The organism is uncultured Roseobacter sp., from assembly GCF_947495025.1.
Classification (GTDB): domain Bacteria; phylum Pseudomonadota; class Alphaproteobacteria; order Rhodobacterales; family Rhodobacteraceae; genus Roseobacter.
This window is the reverse complement of sequence record NZ_CANLXG010000001.1, coordinates 1,103,497-1,121,203: the sequence shown is the minus strand read 5'-3', so window position 1 is coordinate 1,121,203 and position 17,707 is coordinate 1,103,497. Positions and strand designations below refer to the sequence as shown.

Sequence of the window (17,707 nt, the reverse complement as noted above, 5' to 3'; positions counted from 1 at the left end):
ATTCCGGGCAATTTGGGTTGGAGTGTATCTATGCTTTGCATCAGGGCAGGGCGCAGGCTGAGCTGCGTCGCGCATTTTTCTGTACGTTTTTTTCTGATACTGGCCGTCGCCGTTTTCCTGCGTGCAGGGCCGGTGACTGCGATAGAAGCACGGGCGCCGGTTATGTACCACGCCGCCGTCGTCAACGGCTCGGTTACCGGATCGGCCTTTTCGATATCAGACGGAATTGCGGTGACCAATGCTCATGTTGTTGGCGGGCGCGGGCCGGGCGAGCAGATCTACCTTCTGCTGCCGGGCCAGCCACGCGTCGCGGCACGTATCCTCGCAGTCAGTCGGCGCATTGACCTGGCAGTACTTGCCGTTTCGGATGGCGTATTGCCGGTGACCCCGCGTGGTCCCGCGCGGGATGGTCCGGGCCAGGCGATCTATGCGGTTGGGGTTGTGGCTGCCAGTGGCGCGCCCCGTCGCCAGGTGACGGCTTCCGGAACGGTGTCTTCGGCGATGCGGACGGTGCGTCCTTTCGGACGCGGTGTCATTGCGCGGATGCCGGGGGTTCGTCGCGGGTTTTCCGGGGGGCCGGTGTTTGACAGGAGAGGCCAGCTGGTCGGTATGGTCGCCGCCCTGCGCCCGGGTTCAGCCGGTAATCCGTCCGACCGCGAGGCATTTATTCTCAGCGCAGATGACGTCCGCCGCGAAGTTGCACGACTGCTGCGTCGGGCAGATGTCTGGCCAGCCGGCGCGGACAGATAGGTTCGTTTCCGCACCGATTGGGATTACGAGCAGGCTGCTGAATGTAGTGTTGATAGTTGCAAAAGTAACCACTAAACCCTTGGAAAGCTCGTTTTCAGGGAGGATGCCGGATGAACCGCCAGACAGAGACTGCTCCGCTCGTTCAGGCACCATCACTGCCGGGACCGCATGCGGGCTATATGCCGGGCTTCGGGAACGACTTTGAGACTGAAGCGCTCCCCGGGGCTTTGCCACAGGGCATGAACAGTCCGCAGAAATGCAACTATGGCCTCTACGGAGAACAGCTCAGCGGGACAGCTTTCACCCATGAACGTCCCGAGCGCACCTGGTGTTACCGTATCAGACCTTCTGTCCGCCACTCTCATCGCTACCAGAAAACCGAACTGCCGTACTGGAAGTCGGCACCACACATGCCGGACGACGTTACAAGCCTGGGCCAGTACCGGTGGGATCCTGTACCGCATACAGATGCCCCGCTGACATGGCTTACGGGCATGCGCACGATGACCACGGCCGGCGATGTGAACACACAGATCGGTATGGCAAGCCACATCTATCTTGTGACCGCGTCTATGGTGGATCACTACTTTTATTCCGCAGACAGCGAAATGCTGGTCGTTCCGCAGGAGGGTCGGCTTCGGTTCTGTACCGAGCTTGGCATCATTGATGTCGAGCCGCGGGAAATCGCGATACTGCCCAGAGGTCTGGTGTACCGGGTTGAGGTTCTCGAGGGCCCCTGTCGTGGATTTGTCTGCGAGAACTATGGCCAGAAGTTTGATCTGCCGGGGCGCGGGCCAATTGGTGCGAACTGCATGGCAAATCCGCGCGATTTCAAAGCACCGGTCGCAGCCTTCGAGGATCGCGAAGTCGCGTCCACGGTCACCATAAAGTGGTGCGGTCAGTTCCACGAGACACAGATCGCGCAGTCGCCGCTGGATGTGGTTGCCTGGCACGGCAATTACGCGCCATACAAATATGATCTGAACACCTATTGCCCGGTTGGCGCAGTACTGTTTGACCACCCGGACCCGTCGATTTTTACCGTACTGACAGCGCCTTCAGGACCGCCCGGTACCGCCAGTATCGATTTTGTGCTGTTCCGCGAACGGTGGATGGTTGCCGAAGATACCTTCCGGCCGCCCTGGTACCACAAGAACATCATGTCCGAGCTGATGGGCAATATCTACGGCCAGTATGACGCCAAGCCCAAAGGCTTTGTTCCGGGCGGCTTGTCACTGCACAATATGATGCTGCCGCATGGGCCGGACCGCGATGCGTTTGAAAGGGCGAGTAACGCCAATCTGGGGCCGGACAAGCTGGACAACACAATGTCATTCATGTTCGAAACCCGATTTCCGCAGCATCTGACCACCTTTGCCGGCAAAGAGGCGCCCCTGCAGGACGATTACATCGATTGCTGGGAGAGCCTGGAGAAGAAATTTGATGGAACGCCGGGGCGGAAATGAAGGTTGCAACTCTCAACGACGGAACGCCCGACGGGCGGCTGGTTACGGTTTCTGATGATCTGACCATCCAGCGGCCCTGCAGCGACCGAACGCTGCAGCAGGCTCTGGATCACGACCGGATCGTACCTGAATTCACGGAACAACCGTTTGCAGAAGAGCTGTGCACGTCGCCACTGCCCCGCGCGTACCAGTTTCTCGATGGCTCAGCCTATGTGAATCACGTCGAACTGGTGCGTCAGGCGCGCGGCGCAGAGATGCCGGCCAGTTTCTGGAGCGACCCGCTCATGTATCAGGGCGGCTCAGACAGTTTCCTCGGGCCGAGAGAAGATATCGTGGGTCACGCGGACTGGGGCGTTGATTTCGAAGGCGAGATCGCGGTGATTACTGACGTGGTTCCGATGGGCGCCAGCAGGGAAACAGCCCTCGCTGCCATCCGCTATGTCATGCTGTGCAATGATGTGTCGCTGCGCGGTCTTATCCCGGGAGAACTGGGCAAAGGTTTTGGCTTTGTGCAGTCCAAACCGGCCTGTGCTTTTTCACCGCTGGCGGTAACGCCCGATGCGTTGCCCGGCTGGCGGGACGGGCGGCTGCATGGCGTTCTGCATGTGGATCTGAACGGAGAACCCTTTGGACGGGCAGATGCAGGTGTTGATATGACGTTTGATTTCGGCACGCTGATTTCACATGCCGCGAAAACACGGCGGCTTGCTGCAGGTACGATCGTCGGTTCGGGAACGGTGTCCAACAAACAGGATGGCGGCCCAGGCAAACCGGTGTCGCAGGGTGGTGCGGGGTATTCGTGCATTGCCGAACAGCGCATGATCGAAACCATTCAGACGGGCGCGCCGGTAACGCCCTTTCTGCAGGATGGAGACCACGTTCGAATGTGGATGGAAGACGATCAGGGGCGGTCGCTGTTTGGAAGCATCGATCAGAATGTGCACTTGTCCGGGTGACTAAAGCACAACCAGGCGCGCGACGCGTCGATTGTGAGTAAAAGAGCGGGGAGATCAGGAAATGACAAAGAAGTTTGCGTCTCAGGGGGATATAGGGGAGAAAAAAGTCACTTTTGATGAAATTGGCGAGGGCCTCTGGGCCTTCACAGCCGAAGGTGATCCCAATTCCGGCGTGATTATTGGCGACGACAGCGTGATGATTGTCGAGGCGCAGGCGACCCCGCGCCTTGCGAACCTCGTCATAGAAAAGGTCCGCGAAGTTACCGACAAGCCAATCAGTCATCTGATCCTCACGCATTATCACGCTGTGCGTGTTCTGGGGGCCTCGGCCTATGGGGCAGGTCAGATCATCATGTCCGACACGGCTCGTGCCATGGTAACTGAGCGCGGACAGGAAGACTGGGACAGCGAGTTCCAGCGGTTTCCACGTCTGTTTGAAGGGCACGAGAGTATCCCGGGCCTGACATGGCCCACGACGACTTTCAGCAGGAGCATGACGGTCTATCTGGGTAAACGCCGTGTGGACATCAGCTGCCCGGGTCGCGCGCACACAGCAGGCGACGCGGTTATCCATGTGCCGGATCAGAACGTGATGTTCACTGGTGACATCGTGGAAGATCACTCTGCCTGCTATTGTGGCGACGGTCATTTCGGCGACTGGGGCGGAACGCTTGATGTAATACGTGACTATAGGCTGGATGCAATCGCCCCTGGTCGGGGCGGGGCACTGATCGGGCAGGACGCTGTGAACCGCGCGATCGCGTCGACGCGCGATTTCATTGACAGCACCTATCGACCAGCGGCAAGGGTCGCTGCGCGGGGCGGTTCCCTGAACGAGGCCTGGCACGCGGTGCGCGCGGAATGCGACCCGAAGTTCAGCGACTATGCAATTTACGAACACTGTCTGCCGTTCAACGTCTCCCGCGCCTACGATGAAGCGCGTGGCATGGACACACCGCGGATCTGGACGGACAAACGTGATCTTGAGATGTGGGAACAGCTGCAGGGCTGATGGGCGAGGCGAAAAAGATGGTCGATGTGCGCTATGATCTGGCCTTCAGGCTTTACCCCTATGAAAAGTCAGCAGATCAGGAAGCGCCGGCCCGGCGGCATCCTGTGGTGATCGCAGGCGGCGGCCCTGTTGGCATGGCCGCCGCACTTGATCTGGGCAAAAAGGGTGTCCCGGTCCTTGTTCTTGACGACCACGAAGGCGTTGGGCAAGGCAGCCGGGCAATCTGCTTCTCCAAACGGACGCTCGAGATTGCCGACCGGCTGGGCGCCGGCGAGGCAATGGTCCGGAAGGGCGTGGTCTGGAACAAGGGCAAGGTGTTTCACGGCGACAACAGGGTTTTCGAATTCAACCTTCAGCCCCAGGCCGGGCACAGAAGGCCAGCATTCATCAATCTGCAACAGCCCTATTTCGAAAAGTATCTCGTCGATGAGATCCGGTCCGCGCAGAATGCAGGTGCGCCCATCGAGATCAGGGGGCGCAATGCCGTCACCGGGATTGAAGTGACGGGAGATATCGCGTGTCTGCAGGTCGAAACGCCGGATGGCATCTATGCGCTCGAAGCCGACTGGGTTATCGCCTGTGACGGCGCGCGATCGCCTCTGCGACAGATGATGGGGCTCAGCTTTGAAGGCCGTGTTTTCGAGGATAACTTTCTGATCGCAGACGTTAAAATGAAAGCGGATTTCCCCACGGAACGCTGGTTCTGGTTTGAGCCGCCATTCAAAAACAGCGGGCAGTCTGCACTGCTGCACAAGCAACCTGATGACATCTGGCGCATTGATTTCCAGCTTGGCTGGGACATTGACCGCGAGAAGGAACTCGATCCTGCGCGCATCCGGGAAAGGGTGGACGCGATGCTGGGCGACGAGGTCGCATATGACCTTGAGTGGACGTCCATCTATACGTTTCAGTGTCGGCGGATGGAACGTTTCCGGCACGGGCCGGTGTTGTTTGCGGGCGATGCAGCCCATCAGGTCTCGCCTTTTGGTGCGCGCGGCGCGAATTCCGGCATACAGGATGTCGACAACCTGTGCTGGAAACTGGATATGGTGATCAGGGGGGCGGCACCCGCTGCACTGCTCGACACCTATTCCGAAGAACGTGTTGTTGCCGCGGACGAGAACATTCTGAACTCGACCCGCGCGACCGACTTTCTGACGCCGAAATCCGGGACAAGTGCGGTTTTCCGCAATGCGGTGCTGGAACTGGCGGGAAGATATCCGTTCGCGCGCCCGCTGGTTAATTCGGGGCGTCTTTCAGTTCCCTGTGTGTATGACGGCTCGTCGCTGAACGGGCCGGACATTTCGGGTGCGCCACAGGTGAGCAGACCAGGGGCGGCCTGTCCGGACGCACAACTGGCCACCGGATACATTCTCGACCGCCTGACGGGTGATTTTTCTCTGCTGTGCATAAACAACACGGATGCAGCGTCGTCTGATGCGCAGATGTCTCTGCACATTGTTCACCTCGATACATCAGCCGATGACCCCGCGGGTGCGCTGACTGAGCGCTATCTGGGGGATCTGGCCGCTGCTGTCTATCTTATCCGTCCGGATCAGCACGTTGCCGCACGCTGGGACCACTATGACCCGGTCGCAGTACAGGATGCGATCAGAGCTGCAACCGGGGGGGGCGACCATGACTGAACTTAACCTTGAACCCAATATCGATGACCCGGATGGTTTTTACGACGAACTGCTGTCGGCTCACAGGGGCTTGAGCAAGGAAGACAGTGAGGCTCTGAACGCCCGCCTGATCCTGATCCTCTGCAATCATATCGGAGACAGAAGCGTGCTGCGTCAGGCGCTTGCAGCAGCCGCCCGCAGCGAAAGCTGACCTGGTCTCTGTTGTACTTCTGCGCCGTCTTTCCGCGGTATCATCAGAGTATTTCAGTGCAATTTCGCTGCCGTCCCGGAGCCCGGGCAGTCTGTCCGCAGACGACGGTCTGTCTGCGCGGCGCCGGATTTCGGTACCTGTTGCCGTTACCCGTTGTGACATGCGCCGGCACTTTTCCACCTGCGGCTTCGATTGTTGCTTCTGCAACATCAGCCGCTTCTGCCAGCCCTGTACAGTTTGTCCCTTGCGTCGCATACGCCACAGGTCGCGGATAATCGGGGGAATGTTTGCAGACGGAGCGAGGAAGAGGTTTTTCCCGCGCATCCGGAGTTTCCACAGACAGTCGCCGTGATCTGATTTCAGATACTCGTTCTGAGGGATGCGTTTGCCGTCATGGGAGCCGTCGGGTCTTCTACCCGCAGGGCGTAATCGTTCCACAGTGCACCTTACGACGATATCTAATGCCGGATGCAACCGAACATGCCGTAAAGAGTAATCAAACCGGGCCCTCTGCGGCGGCCCGGCGATTGTTTCAGTGCTGCGGGCGACGTGGAAAACATCGGGGTGCTCGCGTCAGGTCATCAGGCTGGATATTTGGGCGCGGGATGTGCAAGCCTGCAAAAACACAGCTGATGGAGAAACCAATGGCCGACCGTCGCCCCGTTATCATCACATGCGCGATCACCGGTGCGATACACACACCATCGATGTCGCCGCATCTGCCTGCCAGCGCTGCGGCGATCATTTCTTCGGCTGAAGAGGCAGCTGAAGCAGGTGCCGCGATACTGCATCTGCATGCCCGCGATGAGGCGACCGGGCGACCGGATCAGAGCGTTGAGGGATTTGCGCGGATTGTGCCTGATATCAGTCAGAGAACGGATGCGATCCTGAATCTGACTACCGGCGGCAGCCCCTACATGACCGTTGACGAGCGGGTGCGACCGGCCGCGCATTTTGCGCCACAGCTGGCCTCGCTGAACATGGGCTCGATGAACATGGGGCTGTTTCCGATGCTGGGCCGGTACCCGGATATTGCCGGCTGGGAAAGAGAACACCTTGAAGGATCGCGTGATCTTGTTTTTCGCAACAGTTACAGGGATATATCGGCGGTTCTTGATGCTTGCAGGGGCAACGGCACGCGGTTCGAGTTCGAGTGCTACGACACGTCTCACCTCTATAATCTGGCCTGGTTCGCGGACGAGGGTCTGGTAGAGCCCCCGTTTTTTGTTCAGACTGTTTTCGGCCTGCTGGGCGGGATCGGTGCGCATCCGGACGATGTGGCACACATGCGCCGCACGGCGCTGCGGCTGTTTGGCACTGATATGGTCTGGTCCGTCCTGGGGGCAGGCGCGTATCAGATGAAAGTGGCCGCGCAGGCCATCGCCGCAGGTGGTCACGTACGTGTCGGGCTCGAAGATTCGCTCTGGTCAGGGCCCGGAGAGCCGTCCACTTCCAACGCGGAGCAGGTCAGAACAGCAGCGTCGCTGATCCATGCGATGGGAGGGCGCGTCGCGACACCGGATGAGGCGGTTGCCTTGCTGGGACTGCGGGAAAGCAGGATAAAACCCTGAGGCTGACAGTCAGTTTTCTGAACCGGATGGCCCGACAACCCGCCTGGCGATATCCAGCAGGGTGATTTCCATATCGAAGGGTACTTTCGCCTCCTTGAGCTTGCCGTCGATAAGCAGAAACGACAGACCGTGAACGAAGCTCCAGAGCAGGAAAGCCTCATTTACATCTGATTCGATAACCTCACTCCGACCGTGGCATTTCGCCACCTCGGACTGTACGACACAGAAGGTGTCGTCACCCAGCTGGACAAGATCGCAGTGGTCGGCATGGTCTTCTGACAGCCCGAACATCAGCCGGAACACCCCTGGCTCTGCCAGTGCAAAACGTATGTACACACGACCCATTGCGACAATGCGGTCAAGCGTTCCGGCTTCGCACAGCGCGAGTTCGTCCAGCATCTGCTGGCGCTGCCGTTCCATGCCGGCATGGGCGATGTGGTGCAGCATTTCTTCTTTGTCTTTGAAATGCTTATACGGTGCCGCTGTGGAGACGCCCGCACGCCTGCACGCTTCAGAGACAGAAAACTGATCCGGGCCTTTCTCCTCAACCAGCTGACGGGTCGCTTCGAGCAACTGTGCGCGCAGATCGCCGTGATGGTAACTTTCACGCGCAGCGTTTTGTGGGCTTGTGTTCATGATCCAATCTTTCTCAGGAAACGTACCTCTTGTCAAAGTAAGAACCCCTAACATATGTTAGAGGTGCTAACATGCAGATCGGGAAATGGTGGCGATGACACAGAAGACAGGACTTCTCGGACGAATTATCCGGCGCAGTGGCACAATCGGACTGACGCTGGGCGTTGCAGCTGCAGCAGGTGCGGCGGTGGTCGCCGGCAGCGGCTTTCTTGCAGGGCGCGCTGCGAGCGTTGAGGCCCCGCAGGCCGCAGAGCTTACCCCGGTGTCACTCGCGACGGTTGCCTATCTGGACAGCTATGAGAAGACACGCAGCTTCACCGGCCAGACAGAGGCCGCAGAAGAAGTAACCCTGTCCTTTGAACTCGCCGGGCGTCTGACCGAACTGACTGCGACAGAAGGCGAAGCTGTCGAGCAGGGACAGGTCATTGCCCGGCTCGATACGGACCTGCTGGAGGCTGATGCCCGGCGACTTTCGGCTTCCCGGGCGGCTGTCAGTGACCAGCTCATTTTTGCCGAAAGCCGGGTTGTGCGGGCGGCACAACTGCGCGAGCGCGGGTTTTCCAGCCAGGAAGCACTCGATCAGGCAGTCAGCACACGTGATGAACTGCGCAACCGGATGGCCGAGGTCTCAGCAGCGCTGGATACCGTTGAGATCAACCTCGAGAAATCTGTGTTGACCGCACCGTTTTCAGGTCGTGTGGGGACACAGCATGCAGAGACCTCTGTGACACTGACAGCGGGGCAGCCCGTGCTGACACTGATCCGCACCTCTGCGCCCGAAGCACGGGTCGGCCTGCCAGTCGAAGTCGACGTTCCGCCGGGTACCGGTGTATCGCTGCGCGTCGGTGACCGGACGCTGCGTGCCCGGCTGATGCAGTTCCGTCCGGACCTTGATCCTGTAACCCGCACGAGAACCGCGCTGTTTTCAGTCGAGCCGGATGGCGCCACCATCTTTGGTCAGACTGTCGTTCTGGATCTGCTGACGACAGTGCAGCAGCGCGGCGCCTGGATTCCCGTTGATGCTCTTCGGGAAGGTTCCGGAAGCCAGTGGACGGTATTCGTACTGGAGCCGGATGACGTTGTGCGGGCCGCTTCGGTTGAAATTATTCACGCCGAGGACACCCGCGTATTTGTACAGGGATCGCTGGCAGAGGGCGCGCGCTTTATCACCTCTGGCGCTCACCGCGTCGTGCCCGGGCAGCGCGTCCGCCCGCTCGGTCTGGGAGGCTGACAGATGGAGACGCTTACCTTTCGCCAGCCACGTCTGGTTGCGCTCATCCTGATGGTTCTCATTACTGCGGGTCTGTCGTCTTTTCTGTCGCTCGGGCGGCAGGAAGACCCGACAATCACGAACCTTTTTGCAACGATAACAACTGTTTTTCCGGGCGCTGATCCCGCGCGCGTAGAAACGCTTGTCACGTCTGAGATCGAAGAAGAACTGCGCGAGATTTCCGAGGTGGACGTCGTATCCTCTGTCTCGCGGACAGGCGTGTCGGTGGTTTCTGTTGAATTGCTGGAAACACTGGACGAAGCGACCATCGAGCAGGTCTGGTCGGAAGCCCGCGACGCGGTCGAAGAAGCACGCAGCAGTTTTCCGGCCGGTGTCCAGGCTCCTGAATTCAACGCAGAAGGTATCTCGGCCTATTCCGCTGTTGTTGCCGTAACGGCGGATCACGCTGCAGTGCCCATGTCGGTGGTGCAGGCGCATGCCGAAGATCTGGCAGACCGGCTGCGCTCGGTGCCTCTGACGCGGGCTGTGGACCTTTTCGGCGAGGCAGAACCCGAAGTACTGGTAGAGCTTGATCCGCAGAAGACCGCAGCACTTGGCCTGACAGCAGATCAGGTTTCCGCCCGAATCCTCGCTGCGGATGGCAAGGTGCAGGCCGGCCGGCTCCAGCGGAGCGATACCGATCTGACGATTTCCACGTCGGGCGCCATCGAGGAACTCGACAGGCTGGGTCGCGTTGTTCTGCGTGAAAACGAGGCAGGCGCCCGCGTTCTGCTCGCAGATATCGCCCGGATCAGCCGGGTCGGGGCGAACCCGCCCGAGGAACTCGCCATTGCCAATGGCAAACCGGCTGTACTCGTTGGCGTGCTGGCTCAGGACGGCGTTCAGATTGACCGCTGGATGGGGTTTGTGCGCGATACCCTTGCCGAAGGCCGTGCTCTGGTGCCGGCCGGTTTGTCCGAGACACTGATGTTTGACCAGAGCCAGTACACAGCAGACCGTCTGGCAGAAGTGGGAACCAATATGGCGATCGGCGTAGCGCTCGTCGTCGGGGTCCTGTTCCTGACCCTTGGCGCGCGTGCTGCGACGATCGTTGCTCTTGTTTTGCCGGTGGTCTCGCTGGCGACCCTGGCCAGCATGAATTTCATTGGCCTGCCGATCCATCAGATGTCGGTGACGGGGCTGATTGTGGCGCTGGGGCTGCTGGTGGATGCAGCGATCGTGATGGTTGATGAAGTCCGCCAGCGGCTTGAGCGCGGAATGTCGCGTATTTCAGCGACCGGGGATGCCACCCGCCGGCTTGCTGCACCGCTGTTTGCGTCAACCGTGACCACGGCGCTGTCGTTTACGCCCATGATCCTGCTGCCGGGCCCCGCCGGAGACTTTGTCGGCGCGATTGCAATTGCGGTCGTTCTGATGCTGGTCTGGTCGCTCATCGTTGCCGTGACGGTGACACCTGCTCTCGCCGGATGGTTTCTCAAATCCGGAACCAGGACAGGGATCAGGCTTCCGGTTCTGGGGCCGCTCTTTGCAGCCTCGCTGCGCTGGTCTGTCCGCAACCCGCTTCGTTCTGTTGCACTTGCTCTGGTGCTGCCCTTTCTTGGTTTTGCATCTTTCCCAACACTGACTGCACAGTTCTTTCCCGGCGTAGAGCGCGACCAGTTTTATCTTGAAGTAGATATGCCGCCGGGCACGGCGATCGATGAAACCGCGCGCGTTTCGTCGAAAATCGATGCCCTGCTCGAACAGGCCGAGGGAATCGACAAGGTTTTCTGGACAATCGGAAAATCCGGACCCGCCTTTTATTATAACATTGTTGCAGGCCGTTCTTCGGAGCCCGGTTATGCACAGGCCATGATCAAAACAGACAGTGCACAGGACGCAGCCCGCCTTGTGCCGGAACTGCAGGCAGATCTCGACAGCAGGTTCCCCGGGGCCCGTATCATTGTGCGGGCGCTGGTCCAGGGACCGCCGGTGGATGCGCCCGTCGAAGTCCGGTTTGTCGGGCCGGACCTGAACGTGCTGCGCGATCTTGGTGACGAGGCCCGGGCGATCATGGCGAACCTTCCTCTGGTAAACCAGGCGCGGTCGGTTGTCGCCGGTGGTGCACCGCAGCTGAGGTTTGAGATCGATGAAGGGGCTGCCCGGCTCGTTGGCCTGAACGTCACCGACATCGCGCGTCAGCTTGAAACAGCGCTCGTGGGCGTGACCGGTGGCAGTCTGGTTGAAGGCACTGACCAGTTGCCTGTGCGTGTCCGGCTGGGGCAGGGCGTGCGCGGTGATCTGTCGGTAATCACGGACATGCCCGTGGTTCTGCCCGGTGCTGCCGCCTTGTCGGCCCGGGGCGTTTTCCCGGCAGTTCCGCTGTCGTCGCTGGCCTATCCGGTGCTTGAGCCGGCGGAAAGTGTCATCACGCGGCGCAATGGTGAGCGGACCAATACGGTTCAGGCCTTCATCGTGCCGGGCGTTCTGCCCGAGGAAGCGCTTCAGTCCGTTCTGGCTTCTATGGACGAGGCCGGATTTGCGCTGCCGCCGGGGTATCGCATGGAACTGGGCGGCGATTCCGACGCCCGCTCCAACACGGTGGGTAATCTGATGGCCTCTGTTGGGCTGATCGTTACCCTGACGATTGCCGCCATCGTGCTGACGTTCAATTCGTTCAGGCTGACTGCGATTGCGCTGGTTGTCTGTGTGCTTTCGGCAGGGCTGTCCATTCTTGCGCTGGCCGTGATGCAGTTTCCGTTCGGAATTAATGCAATCATCGGTGTCATCGGCTCGATCGGGGTGTCCATAAACGCGGCGATCATCATTCTGACAGGTCTGAAAGCGGATGCAGAGGCCTCTGCGGGGAACACCGATGCCATGGCCAGAGTTGTGGGCGGCTCAAGCAGGCACATCATATCGACGACCATCACCACTTTTGGCGGCTTTTTGCCTCTGATCCTCGCAGGTGGTGGCTTCTGGCCGCCGTTTGCTGTGGCCATTGCCGGTGGCGTCCTTTTGTCGGCTGTCGTGTCGTTCTATTTCACACCGCCGGCCTTTGCGCTGATCTATGGCAGGCCAGGCCGCCGCCGGGCGACCGGTACTGTGAAAGCGCCCGAGCCAACGTCTGTAAAACCGGTGCCTGTGCGGCTCGCAGCCGAGTAACCGGTACCCAGGTCTGCCGCAGGCAATCAGGCCGTTACCCGACGGGCCCACGTCTGTCGTGGTGACAGGTCAGTGTCACGATCCCTGCAAGCAGTTCTGACAGCTTCAGAGGTTTTTCCAGAACCATATCTGCGCCGATCCTGCGTGCCGTTGTCAGGATAGTCTCCATGCCGGGGTATCTGGTGGAACCGCTGACGGCAATAATCGGCATATCCTGAATGCCTGGACGTGCACGGACCCATGCGATGAGCGAGATGCCTCCGTCATTGAGGGATCTGTTGTTTCTGCGCACGAAAATATCGGTGATCAGCAGGTCATAGGAGGCGGCTTCCATCTCCGTGCGCGCGCAGGCTGCGGACCTGCAGGCGCTGACCCAGTGACCTGCATCTTCAAGGCACTGTGTGAGTGAATAACTCAGTTCAGGATCGTCTTCCATGATGAGGATTTTGGGCAACTTTTTTCTCCGTACCGGGCAGGGCTGTATCCGAAAATGCAACGTTACCTCCATGAGGTCGCCGGGAACTTACCGCACCGTACGGTGCTTTCAGCACGTCTTCACGCGTGGCGTTCAGAAAGGGTTGGTTTTTCCGGGACGTCATTTATGGACAAGATGCCAGACACTGAAGAGATTGCCCGCGCGGTTGAGCGCTGTTCTGAAGAGCCGATCAGAATACCCGGCGTAATCCAGGGGTTCGGCTGCCTCATCGCAGCGGATGCCACAACGGGCGCAGTGCGCTATGCCAGTGAAAACGCCGCCGGTGTGTTCAGACGTCCGCTGGAGGACGTTCTGACAGCCAGCCTTTGCACACTTTTCGACGAAGAGATCCTGCACGGAATACGTAACGCCCTGGCAAGAGGCGGTGCAGAGAATAACGCTGTCTTTGCCGGTTGCTTCCTGATTGGTGAGCAGTACTGGGACCTCAGTATCTGCGAGAGCACAGGGTGCACCGTGGTTTCCATGGAGCCGGCCGGGACCGGACAGAGCGATCAGGGCTGCATGCTTCAGTCTATGAGTTTCATGATCGGCAAAATTCTGAACTGTCATTCGCACCCGGATCTGTTCGCACTTACAGTGCAGCTGGTGCGGCACCTCACCGGTTTTGACAGGGTGCTTGTTTACAGATTTGACCAGGCATTCAACGGCGAGGTGCTCGCCGAGACCTGCAGGCCCGGCATGCAGTCGTTTGCCGGGCTTTGGTTTCCGCGCTACGACATCCCGGATCAGGCACGTGAAATGATGAAACGCATTCCACTGCGGATCTGCGGCGACACCAGTGCCGATCAGATACCGGTTGTGCCCGCCCGTCAGAATCTGCCACCGCTGGACCTTACCCATTCGGTCTGTCGTGGGATGTCCGGCGTTCATCTGCAGTACCTTCGGAACATGGGATCAGCAGCGACCCTGACGTTGCATATCGTGGTCGAGGACGAGCTGTGGGGTGTGATCTCCTGTCATCACGAAACGCCGCGCCGCTGCGATCGCTCGCTGCAGGAAATTCTGGAAAATATCATCCCCGTTTTTTCGGCAAAGCTTCTGTCGATCCGGCGACAGGACACACTGGACCGGATCCGGCAACTGGACAGCTACGTCATAGGACAGGCCTCGGGCAGTGTGCAGCTCGACAGCCTGCTGACGGAGGTTGCGCCGGGTGTCCTTGATGTGATCGGCGCTGATGGCATTGCAACCCTGAACCCCGGAAGGACGACACGGTTCGGGCTGGTGCCGGAGCAGTCACTGCTCGACCAGCTTCAGATCTGTGCAGAGGCGCAGGAAGGAGACGTCCTTGCGATCGATAACCTGGCGGACCGTTTTCCGGCATTTGCCGAAGCTGCCGGCGACTGTGCCGGAGCGCTGGTCACGGCGCTTTCGCCCGACAGCCTGATCTGTGTTTTCCGAAAAGAGATGGTCCGGGAGGTGTCATGGGCAGGGAACCCTGACAAAACCGTAGAGCTCCAGGAAGGCGTGATGCGGCTGACACCCCGCGCGTCATTTTCTGCCTTTCTTGAAGTTGTCGAAGGCAGCAGCCGTGCCTGGTCAGAGGATGATCTCTATTTTATCCAGCACGTGCGCACCCTGCTGCATGCCTCAGAGCGTCAGTCCCTGATGAACCGCATGAACCGTCAGCAGTCCCTGATGATTGATGAGCTGAACCACCGGGTGCGCAATATCCTTGCTCTCGTGCGGTCGGTTTCTCATCAGGCACGCCGTCGGCACAGTTCTGTCGAAAGCTATGCCGCTGCGATGGAAGGCCGGATACAGGCCCTGGCAGCATCGCACGATCTCATTGCCGGCTCGCTTCCCCATCCTGTGTCTCTTCTGAACCTGATCCGCAAAGAGCTGGAACCTTACAGCAGCATATCAGACCGCAGGGTCGGGATCACCGGTGATGACCGCTCTGTGCTGGCCGAGATTGCGCCGTTTTTTTCCCTGATCATGCACGAAATGATCACGAACGCGGTAAAATACGGAGCCTTGTCTGTCGAGGGAGGGAGTGTGCGGATTGCCATGACCCGCGCCGGTGACGGTGCACAGATTACCTGGGCTGAAGAGGGCGGACCACCGGTCGAAACATCGCCGGAAGCAGGGTTCGGCACGGCGATGATCACCCGGTCGGTGCCTTTCGAACTGGGTGGAAAGTCAGAGCTTTTCTTCAGGCCGGATGGCGTCAGCGCGCATTTCTTTTTCCCGGGTACATGCTTTGACGACACGTTTGGTCCTGCACAGCTGACCGATGACACGCCCCAGGCACCAAAAGAGGCAGCCGGCATCCCGGCGGAGGCATTGAAAGGTACAGTTCTGCTGCTGGAAGACAACTTTATCATCGGTGCTGAAATGTGCGACCAGTTGCGGGATTTCGGCTTTGCGCATGTGGCGCTGTTTTCCAATGCTCAGCAGGCGATGGCGTTTCTCGACGCACAGACCCCGGTGCTGGCCGTTCTGGATTTCAATCTGGGCAAGGCGCAGACCAGTGAGGCAGTGGCCATCAGGTTGCGGGCAGCAGGTGTACCGGTGGTATTCGTAACCGGATACGGGGATAAGGCCGCCAGCGCCCCGGAGCTGCGGGATGTGCCGCGCATGACCAAGCCGGTGTCAGTCGACAGCCTCCGGGACGAGCTGTCGGGGTTGCTGCAATGACCAACCGGTACTTTCTGAAAACGTCGAGCCAGGCGGCGCACCGGATGGCAGAGAGTGCCTGGCTCGGTCAGGGGTACTTTAACGGGCAATCGGGTTATCTGGCATGGCTGCAGGCTCTGCAGCTGGCGCACGGCTATATTGGCATGGCCGCCAGCGCCACCATTTCACCGGTTGAGGGATGCGCCGAAGAACGCACAAGGCTGAGAGCTTTGGCGTCTGATCTGCACTCGCCTGGTCTGCCTGTGCCCAAAATCCGGTGCTGTCCGGACCACAGCTGGGCCTGGGGCGCCTGCTACGCGCTGAATGGATCAGCTCTCGGCGCTGTTGCCCTGCTGCGGCGCGGCATGATCAGTGACACCTGGCCTGCATCTTATGTCGAACACATGGCGGTCTATGCAAAGTCGGGTGCTCTGGCAGGTTTTCTGAAAGCACTGGACAGTCAGGTTCTTGATCGTGAGGCAGCAGGCAAAGGCACACATGCAGTTTTCGCGGCCCTGAGCGAGCCTGACCGGTTCCGGCGGATGCTTGAATGACCAGACGCGCCGGTGGGTCCGGTTAAGCTTTCGGTCTGATTGCCTGTCGGACGGTGGCAACGATCCGGTGCATGATCCGGGCGTCGCCACGGGGCCGGCGCGGACGGTTCATATGGGGCATTTCAGGAAAAAAGGGCGCCGCTGACCGGCGCCCCCTCATTTCTGGCATAATTCCGAGGAAGTCAGTTCAGCGAGCCCATAAAGCTGTCCACCTCGTCCAGTGAAATGTACTGCAGCTCTTCGATACCACCTTCAGAGAAACCCCAGGTGACCGCGGGCGCCGAAACATCGCCGTTGGCGTCAAAGCGTACATTGCCCGTCGCGCCCTGATAGAAAACGCTGCCACCGCCTGCGAGTATTTCCTTTGCTGCAGCAAAGCCCTCGGCGTCGGCTGATACGGGTGTTCCGGCCGGATCTGTTACCTTGCCGACCATCGCGGCTATTTCCTCACCGCTTGAGTCTTTGCCTGCGGCTTCCATCGCCAGAAGCGCAATCATCGTCGCGTCGTAGCTGTTGGACAGACCGGGGCCGCTGGGGGCGCTTCCGAAATGCTCGGTGTACTGATCGACAAACCTGGTGGCCGACGCGCTGCGGGGTGATGCCGTGTCCGTGCCAGTCGTGTTTCCAAGGTACTGCAAACCAACATTTTCGCGGAATTCATCTGATTTCAGAGAGTTGGCAACAATCATGTTCTGTGTGCCACCAAGCGAGATCCATTCGCGCACTGCCGCTGTCCCTTCTTTGGGGTAAAGCGCCAGATAGATCGCTTCGGGCTGGCCTTTCAGGGCTTCGGTCACTTCGGCACGGTAAGACGCCTGACCGTCGTTCAGGGCGACAGAACCTGTCACCTCTACGCCCACAGCCGCGAAATCGGCCGCGGCCAGCTTGCCGATGTCCTGGCCCCAGTCGTCATTCTTGTACAGGATAGCGATCGATTTATAACCTTTGTCCTTTGCGACCATCGCGGCAACCGCCGACTGAACACCAGTCGTGGCGAACGTCCGGAACCACAGCCCCTTTGTTTTGCCTTCCTCTGCCAGACCTGTGAAGGCTGTCGAGGACGAACAGCATGACATCTGCATCACGCCCGCCGGTGCTGTTACCGAGGTCAGGATCGGCATAGAAACGCCGCTCGAAACGGCGCCGAGCAAGACCTGAACACCGTCCAGATCTACAAGCGCTTTGGCCGCATCGACGCCGACCTTGGGGTCAACCTGGCTGTCACGCAGAACCATCTCGATCTCGCAGCCTGCAACACCACCGGCGGCGTTTACCTGCTCGACGACATACTGCGCGGTCGCAGCGATTGGTTTGCCCCAGTCGACAGATGTGGGCAGCACAGCGCCGATTTTGGTGGTGCAGTCCTGTGCCGCGGCGGCCCCGCCAATGGCAGTCAGCCCTGCGGCAAGACCCACTGCAATGCTTGTGTTTCTCAT

14 protein-coding genes are annotated in these 17,707 nt (G+C 59.6%); 11 read left to right on the top strand and 3 right to left on the bottom strand.

Going from position 1 to position 17,707, the window contains the following annotated elements:
• The first annotated feature begins 30 nt into the window (after positions 1 to 30).
• The 7 genes from Q0792_RS05355 to Q0792_RS05325 all read left to right on the top strand — a co-directional run bounded on the left by Q0792_RS05355 (position 31) and on the right by Q0792_RS05325 (position 7,591).
• Positions 31 to 750: a serine protease gene (locus Q0792_RS05355; protein WP_298837203.1), complete on the top strand. Its 720-nt coding sequence runs from the start codon at positions 31 to 33 to the stop codon at positions 748 to 750.
• Between the two features lie 110 nt (positions 751 to 860).
• Positions 861 to 2,216, top strand: a complete 1,356-nt coding sequence (gene hmgA / locus Q0792_RS05350) for a homogentisate 1,2-dioxygenase (RefSeq protein WP_298837200.1) — start codon at positions 861 to 863, stop codon at positions 2,214 to 2,216.
• The gene (locus Q0792_RS05345; RefSeq protein ID WP_298837197.1) at positions 2,213 to 3,172 is read left to right on the top strand and encodes a fumarylacetoacetate hydrolase family protein; all 960 of its coding nucleotides are present in this window, start codon (positions 2,213 to 2,215) and stop codon (positions 3,170 to 3,172) included. The genes hmgA and Q0792_RS05345 overlap by 4 nt, the downstream gene beginning before the upstream one ends.
• A gap of 61 nt (positions 3,173 to 3,233) precedes the next feature.
• Positions 3,234 to 4,184: an MBL fold metallo-hydrolase gene (locus Q0792_RS05340; RefSeq protein ID WP_298837194.1), complete on the top strand. Its 951-nt coding sequence runs from the start codon at positions 3,234 to 3,236 to the stop codon at positions 4,182 to 4,184.
• Between the two features lie 17 nt (positions 4,185 to 4,201).
• A complete protein-coding gene (locus tag Q0792_RS05335) occupies positions 4,202 to 5,830 on the top strand; it encodes an FAD-dependent oxidoreductase (RefSeq protein WP_298838626.1) in 1,629 nt (542 codons plus the stop codon).
• Positions 5,823 to 6,020, top strand: a complete 198-nt coding sequence (locus tag Q0792_RS05330; RefSeq protein WP_298837192.1) for a DUF2783 domain-containing protein — start codon at positions 5,823 to 5,825, stop codon at positions 6,018 to 6,020. The genes Q0792_RS05335 and Q0792_RS05330 overlap by 8 nt, the downstream gene beginning before the upstream one ends.
• A 644-nt stretch (positions 6,021 to 6,664) precedes the next feature.
• The gene (locus tag Q0792_RS05325) at positions 6,665 to 7,591 is read left to right on the top strand and encodes a 3-keto-5-aminohexanoate cleavage protein (protein ID WP_298837189.1); all 927 of its coding nucleotides are present in this window, start codon (positions 6,665 to 6,667) and stop codon (positions 7,589 to 7,591) included.
• Positions 7,592 to 7,600: 9 nt separating this feature from the next.
• Here Q0792_RS05325 and Q0792_RS05320 read toward each other — a convergent pair whose 3' ends face one another.
• Positions 7,601 to 8,227 (bottom strand): TetR/AcrR family transcriptional regulator, encoded by a 627-nt coding sequence (locus Q0792_RS05320; RefSeq protein ID WP_298837187.1) that lies wholly within the window; start codon positions 8,225 to 8,227, stop codon positions 7,601 to 7,603.
• Positions 8,228 to 8,321: 94 nt separating this feature from the next.
• On the opposite strand from Q0792_RS05320, the gene Q0792_RS05315 reads away from it, so the two are divergent.
• Positions 8,322 to 9,458 carry an efflux RND transporter periplasmic adaptor subunit gene (locus Q0792_RS05315; protein ID WP_298837184.1) on the top strand — a complete coding sequence of 379 codons (1,137 nt, stop codon included), beginning with the start codon at positions 8,322 to 8,324 and terminating at the stop codon, positions 9,456 to 9,458.
• A 3-nt stretch (positions 9,459 to 9,461) separates the two neighbouring features.
• Positions 9,462 to 12,602, top strand: a complete 3,141-nt coding sequence (locus Q0792_RS05310; RefSeq protein WP_298837181.1) for an efflux RND transporter permease subunit — start codon at positions 9,462 to 9,464, stop codon at positions 12,600 to 12,602.
• Positions 12,603 to 12,636: 34 nt separating this feature from the next.
• On the opposite strand, the gene Q0792_RS05305 is transcribed toward Q0792_RS05310, so the two are convergent.
• Entirely contained in the window at positions 12,637 to 13,056 is a 420-nt protein-coding gene (locus Q0792_RS05305) for a response regulator (protein ID WP_298837178.1), read from the bottom strand.
• Between the two features lie 147 nt (positions 13,057 to 13,203).
• Here Q0792_RS05305 and Q0792_RS05300 point away from each other — a divergent pair, with 147 nt between their 5' ends.
• Positions 13,204 to 15,738: an HWE histidine kinase domain-containing protein gene (locus tag Q0792_RS05300; RefSeq protein ID WP_298837176.1), complete on the top strand. Its 2,535-nt coding sequence runs from the start codon at positions 13,204 to 13,206 to the stop codon at positions 15,736 to 15,738.
• Positions 15,735 to 16,271 (top strand): hypothetical protein, encoded by a 537-nt coding sequence (locus Q0792_RS05295; RefSeq protein ID WP_298837173.1) that lies wholly within the window; start codon positions 15,735 to 15,737, stop codon positions 16,269 to 16,271. Before Q0792_RS05300 ends, Q0792_RS05295 begins: the two co-directional genes overlap by 4 nt.
• Before the next feature lie 182 nt (positions 16,272 to 16,453).
• On the opposite strand, the gene Q0792_RS05290 is transcribed toward Q0792_RS05295, so the two are convergent.
• Positions 16,454 to 17,707 (bottom strand): ABC transporter substrate-binding protein, encoded by a 1,254-nt coding sequence (locus Q0792_RS05290; protein ID WP_298837170.1) that lies wholly within the window; start codon positions 17,705 to 17,707, stop codon positions 16,454 to 16,456.

Bases quoted from the DNA above. Each gene is read 5' to 3' on its own strand.
- Q0792_RS05310 (WP_298837181.1), top strand. From the start codon at position 9,462: ATGGAGACGCTTACCTTTCGCCAGCCACGTCTGGTTGCGCTCATCCTG.
- Q0792_RS05335 (WP_298838626.1), top strand. From the start codon at position 4,202: ATGGTCGATGTGCGCTATGATCTGGCCTTCAGGCTTTACCCCTATGAA.
- Q0792_RS05290 (WP_298837170.1), bottom strand. From the start codon at position 17,707: ATGAGAAACACAAGCATTGCAGTGGGTCTTGCCGCAGGGCTGACTGCC.
- Q0792_RS05315 (WP_298837184.1), top strand. From the start codon at position 8,322: ATGACACAGAAGACAGGACTTCTCGGACGAATTATCCGGCGCAGTGGC.
- Q0792_RS05300 (WP_298837176.1), top strand. From the start codon at position 13,204: ATGGACAAGATGCCAGACACTGAAGAGATTGCCCGCGCGGTTGAGCGC.
- Q0792_RS05340 (WP_298837194.1), top strand. From the start codon at position 3,234: ATGACAAAGAAGTTTGCGTCTCAGGGGGATATAGGGGAGAAAAAAGTC.
- Q0792_RS05295 (WP_298837173.1), top strand. From the start codon at position 15,735: ATGACCAACCGGTACTTTCTGAAAACGTCGAGCCAGGCGGCGCACCGG.
- Q0792_RS05345 (WP_298837197.1), top strand. From the start codon at position 2,213: ATGAAGGTTGCAACTCTCAACGACGGAACGCCCGACGGGCGGCTGGTT.
- Q0792_RS05330 (WP_298837192.1), top strand. From the start codon at position 5,823: ATGACTGAACTTAACCTTGAACCCAATATCGATGACCCGGATGGTTTT.
- Q0792_RS05325 (WP_298837189.1), top strand. From the start codon at position 6,665: ATGGCCGACCGTCGCCCCGTTATCATCACATGCGCGATCACCGGTGCG.
- Q0792_RS05320 (WP_298837187.1), bottom strand. From the start codon at position 8,227: ATGAACACAAGCCCACAAAACGCTGCGCGTGAAAGTTACCATCACGGC.
- Q0792_RS05355 (WP_298837203.1), top strand. From the start codon at position 31: ATGCTTTGCATCAGGGCAGGGCGCAGGCTGAGCTGCGTCGCGCATTTT.
- hmgA (WP_298837200.1), top strand. From the start codon at position 861: ATGAACCGCCAGACAGAGACTGCTCCGCTCGTTCAGGCACCATCACTG.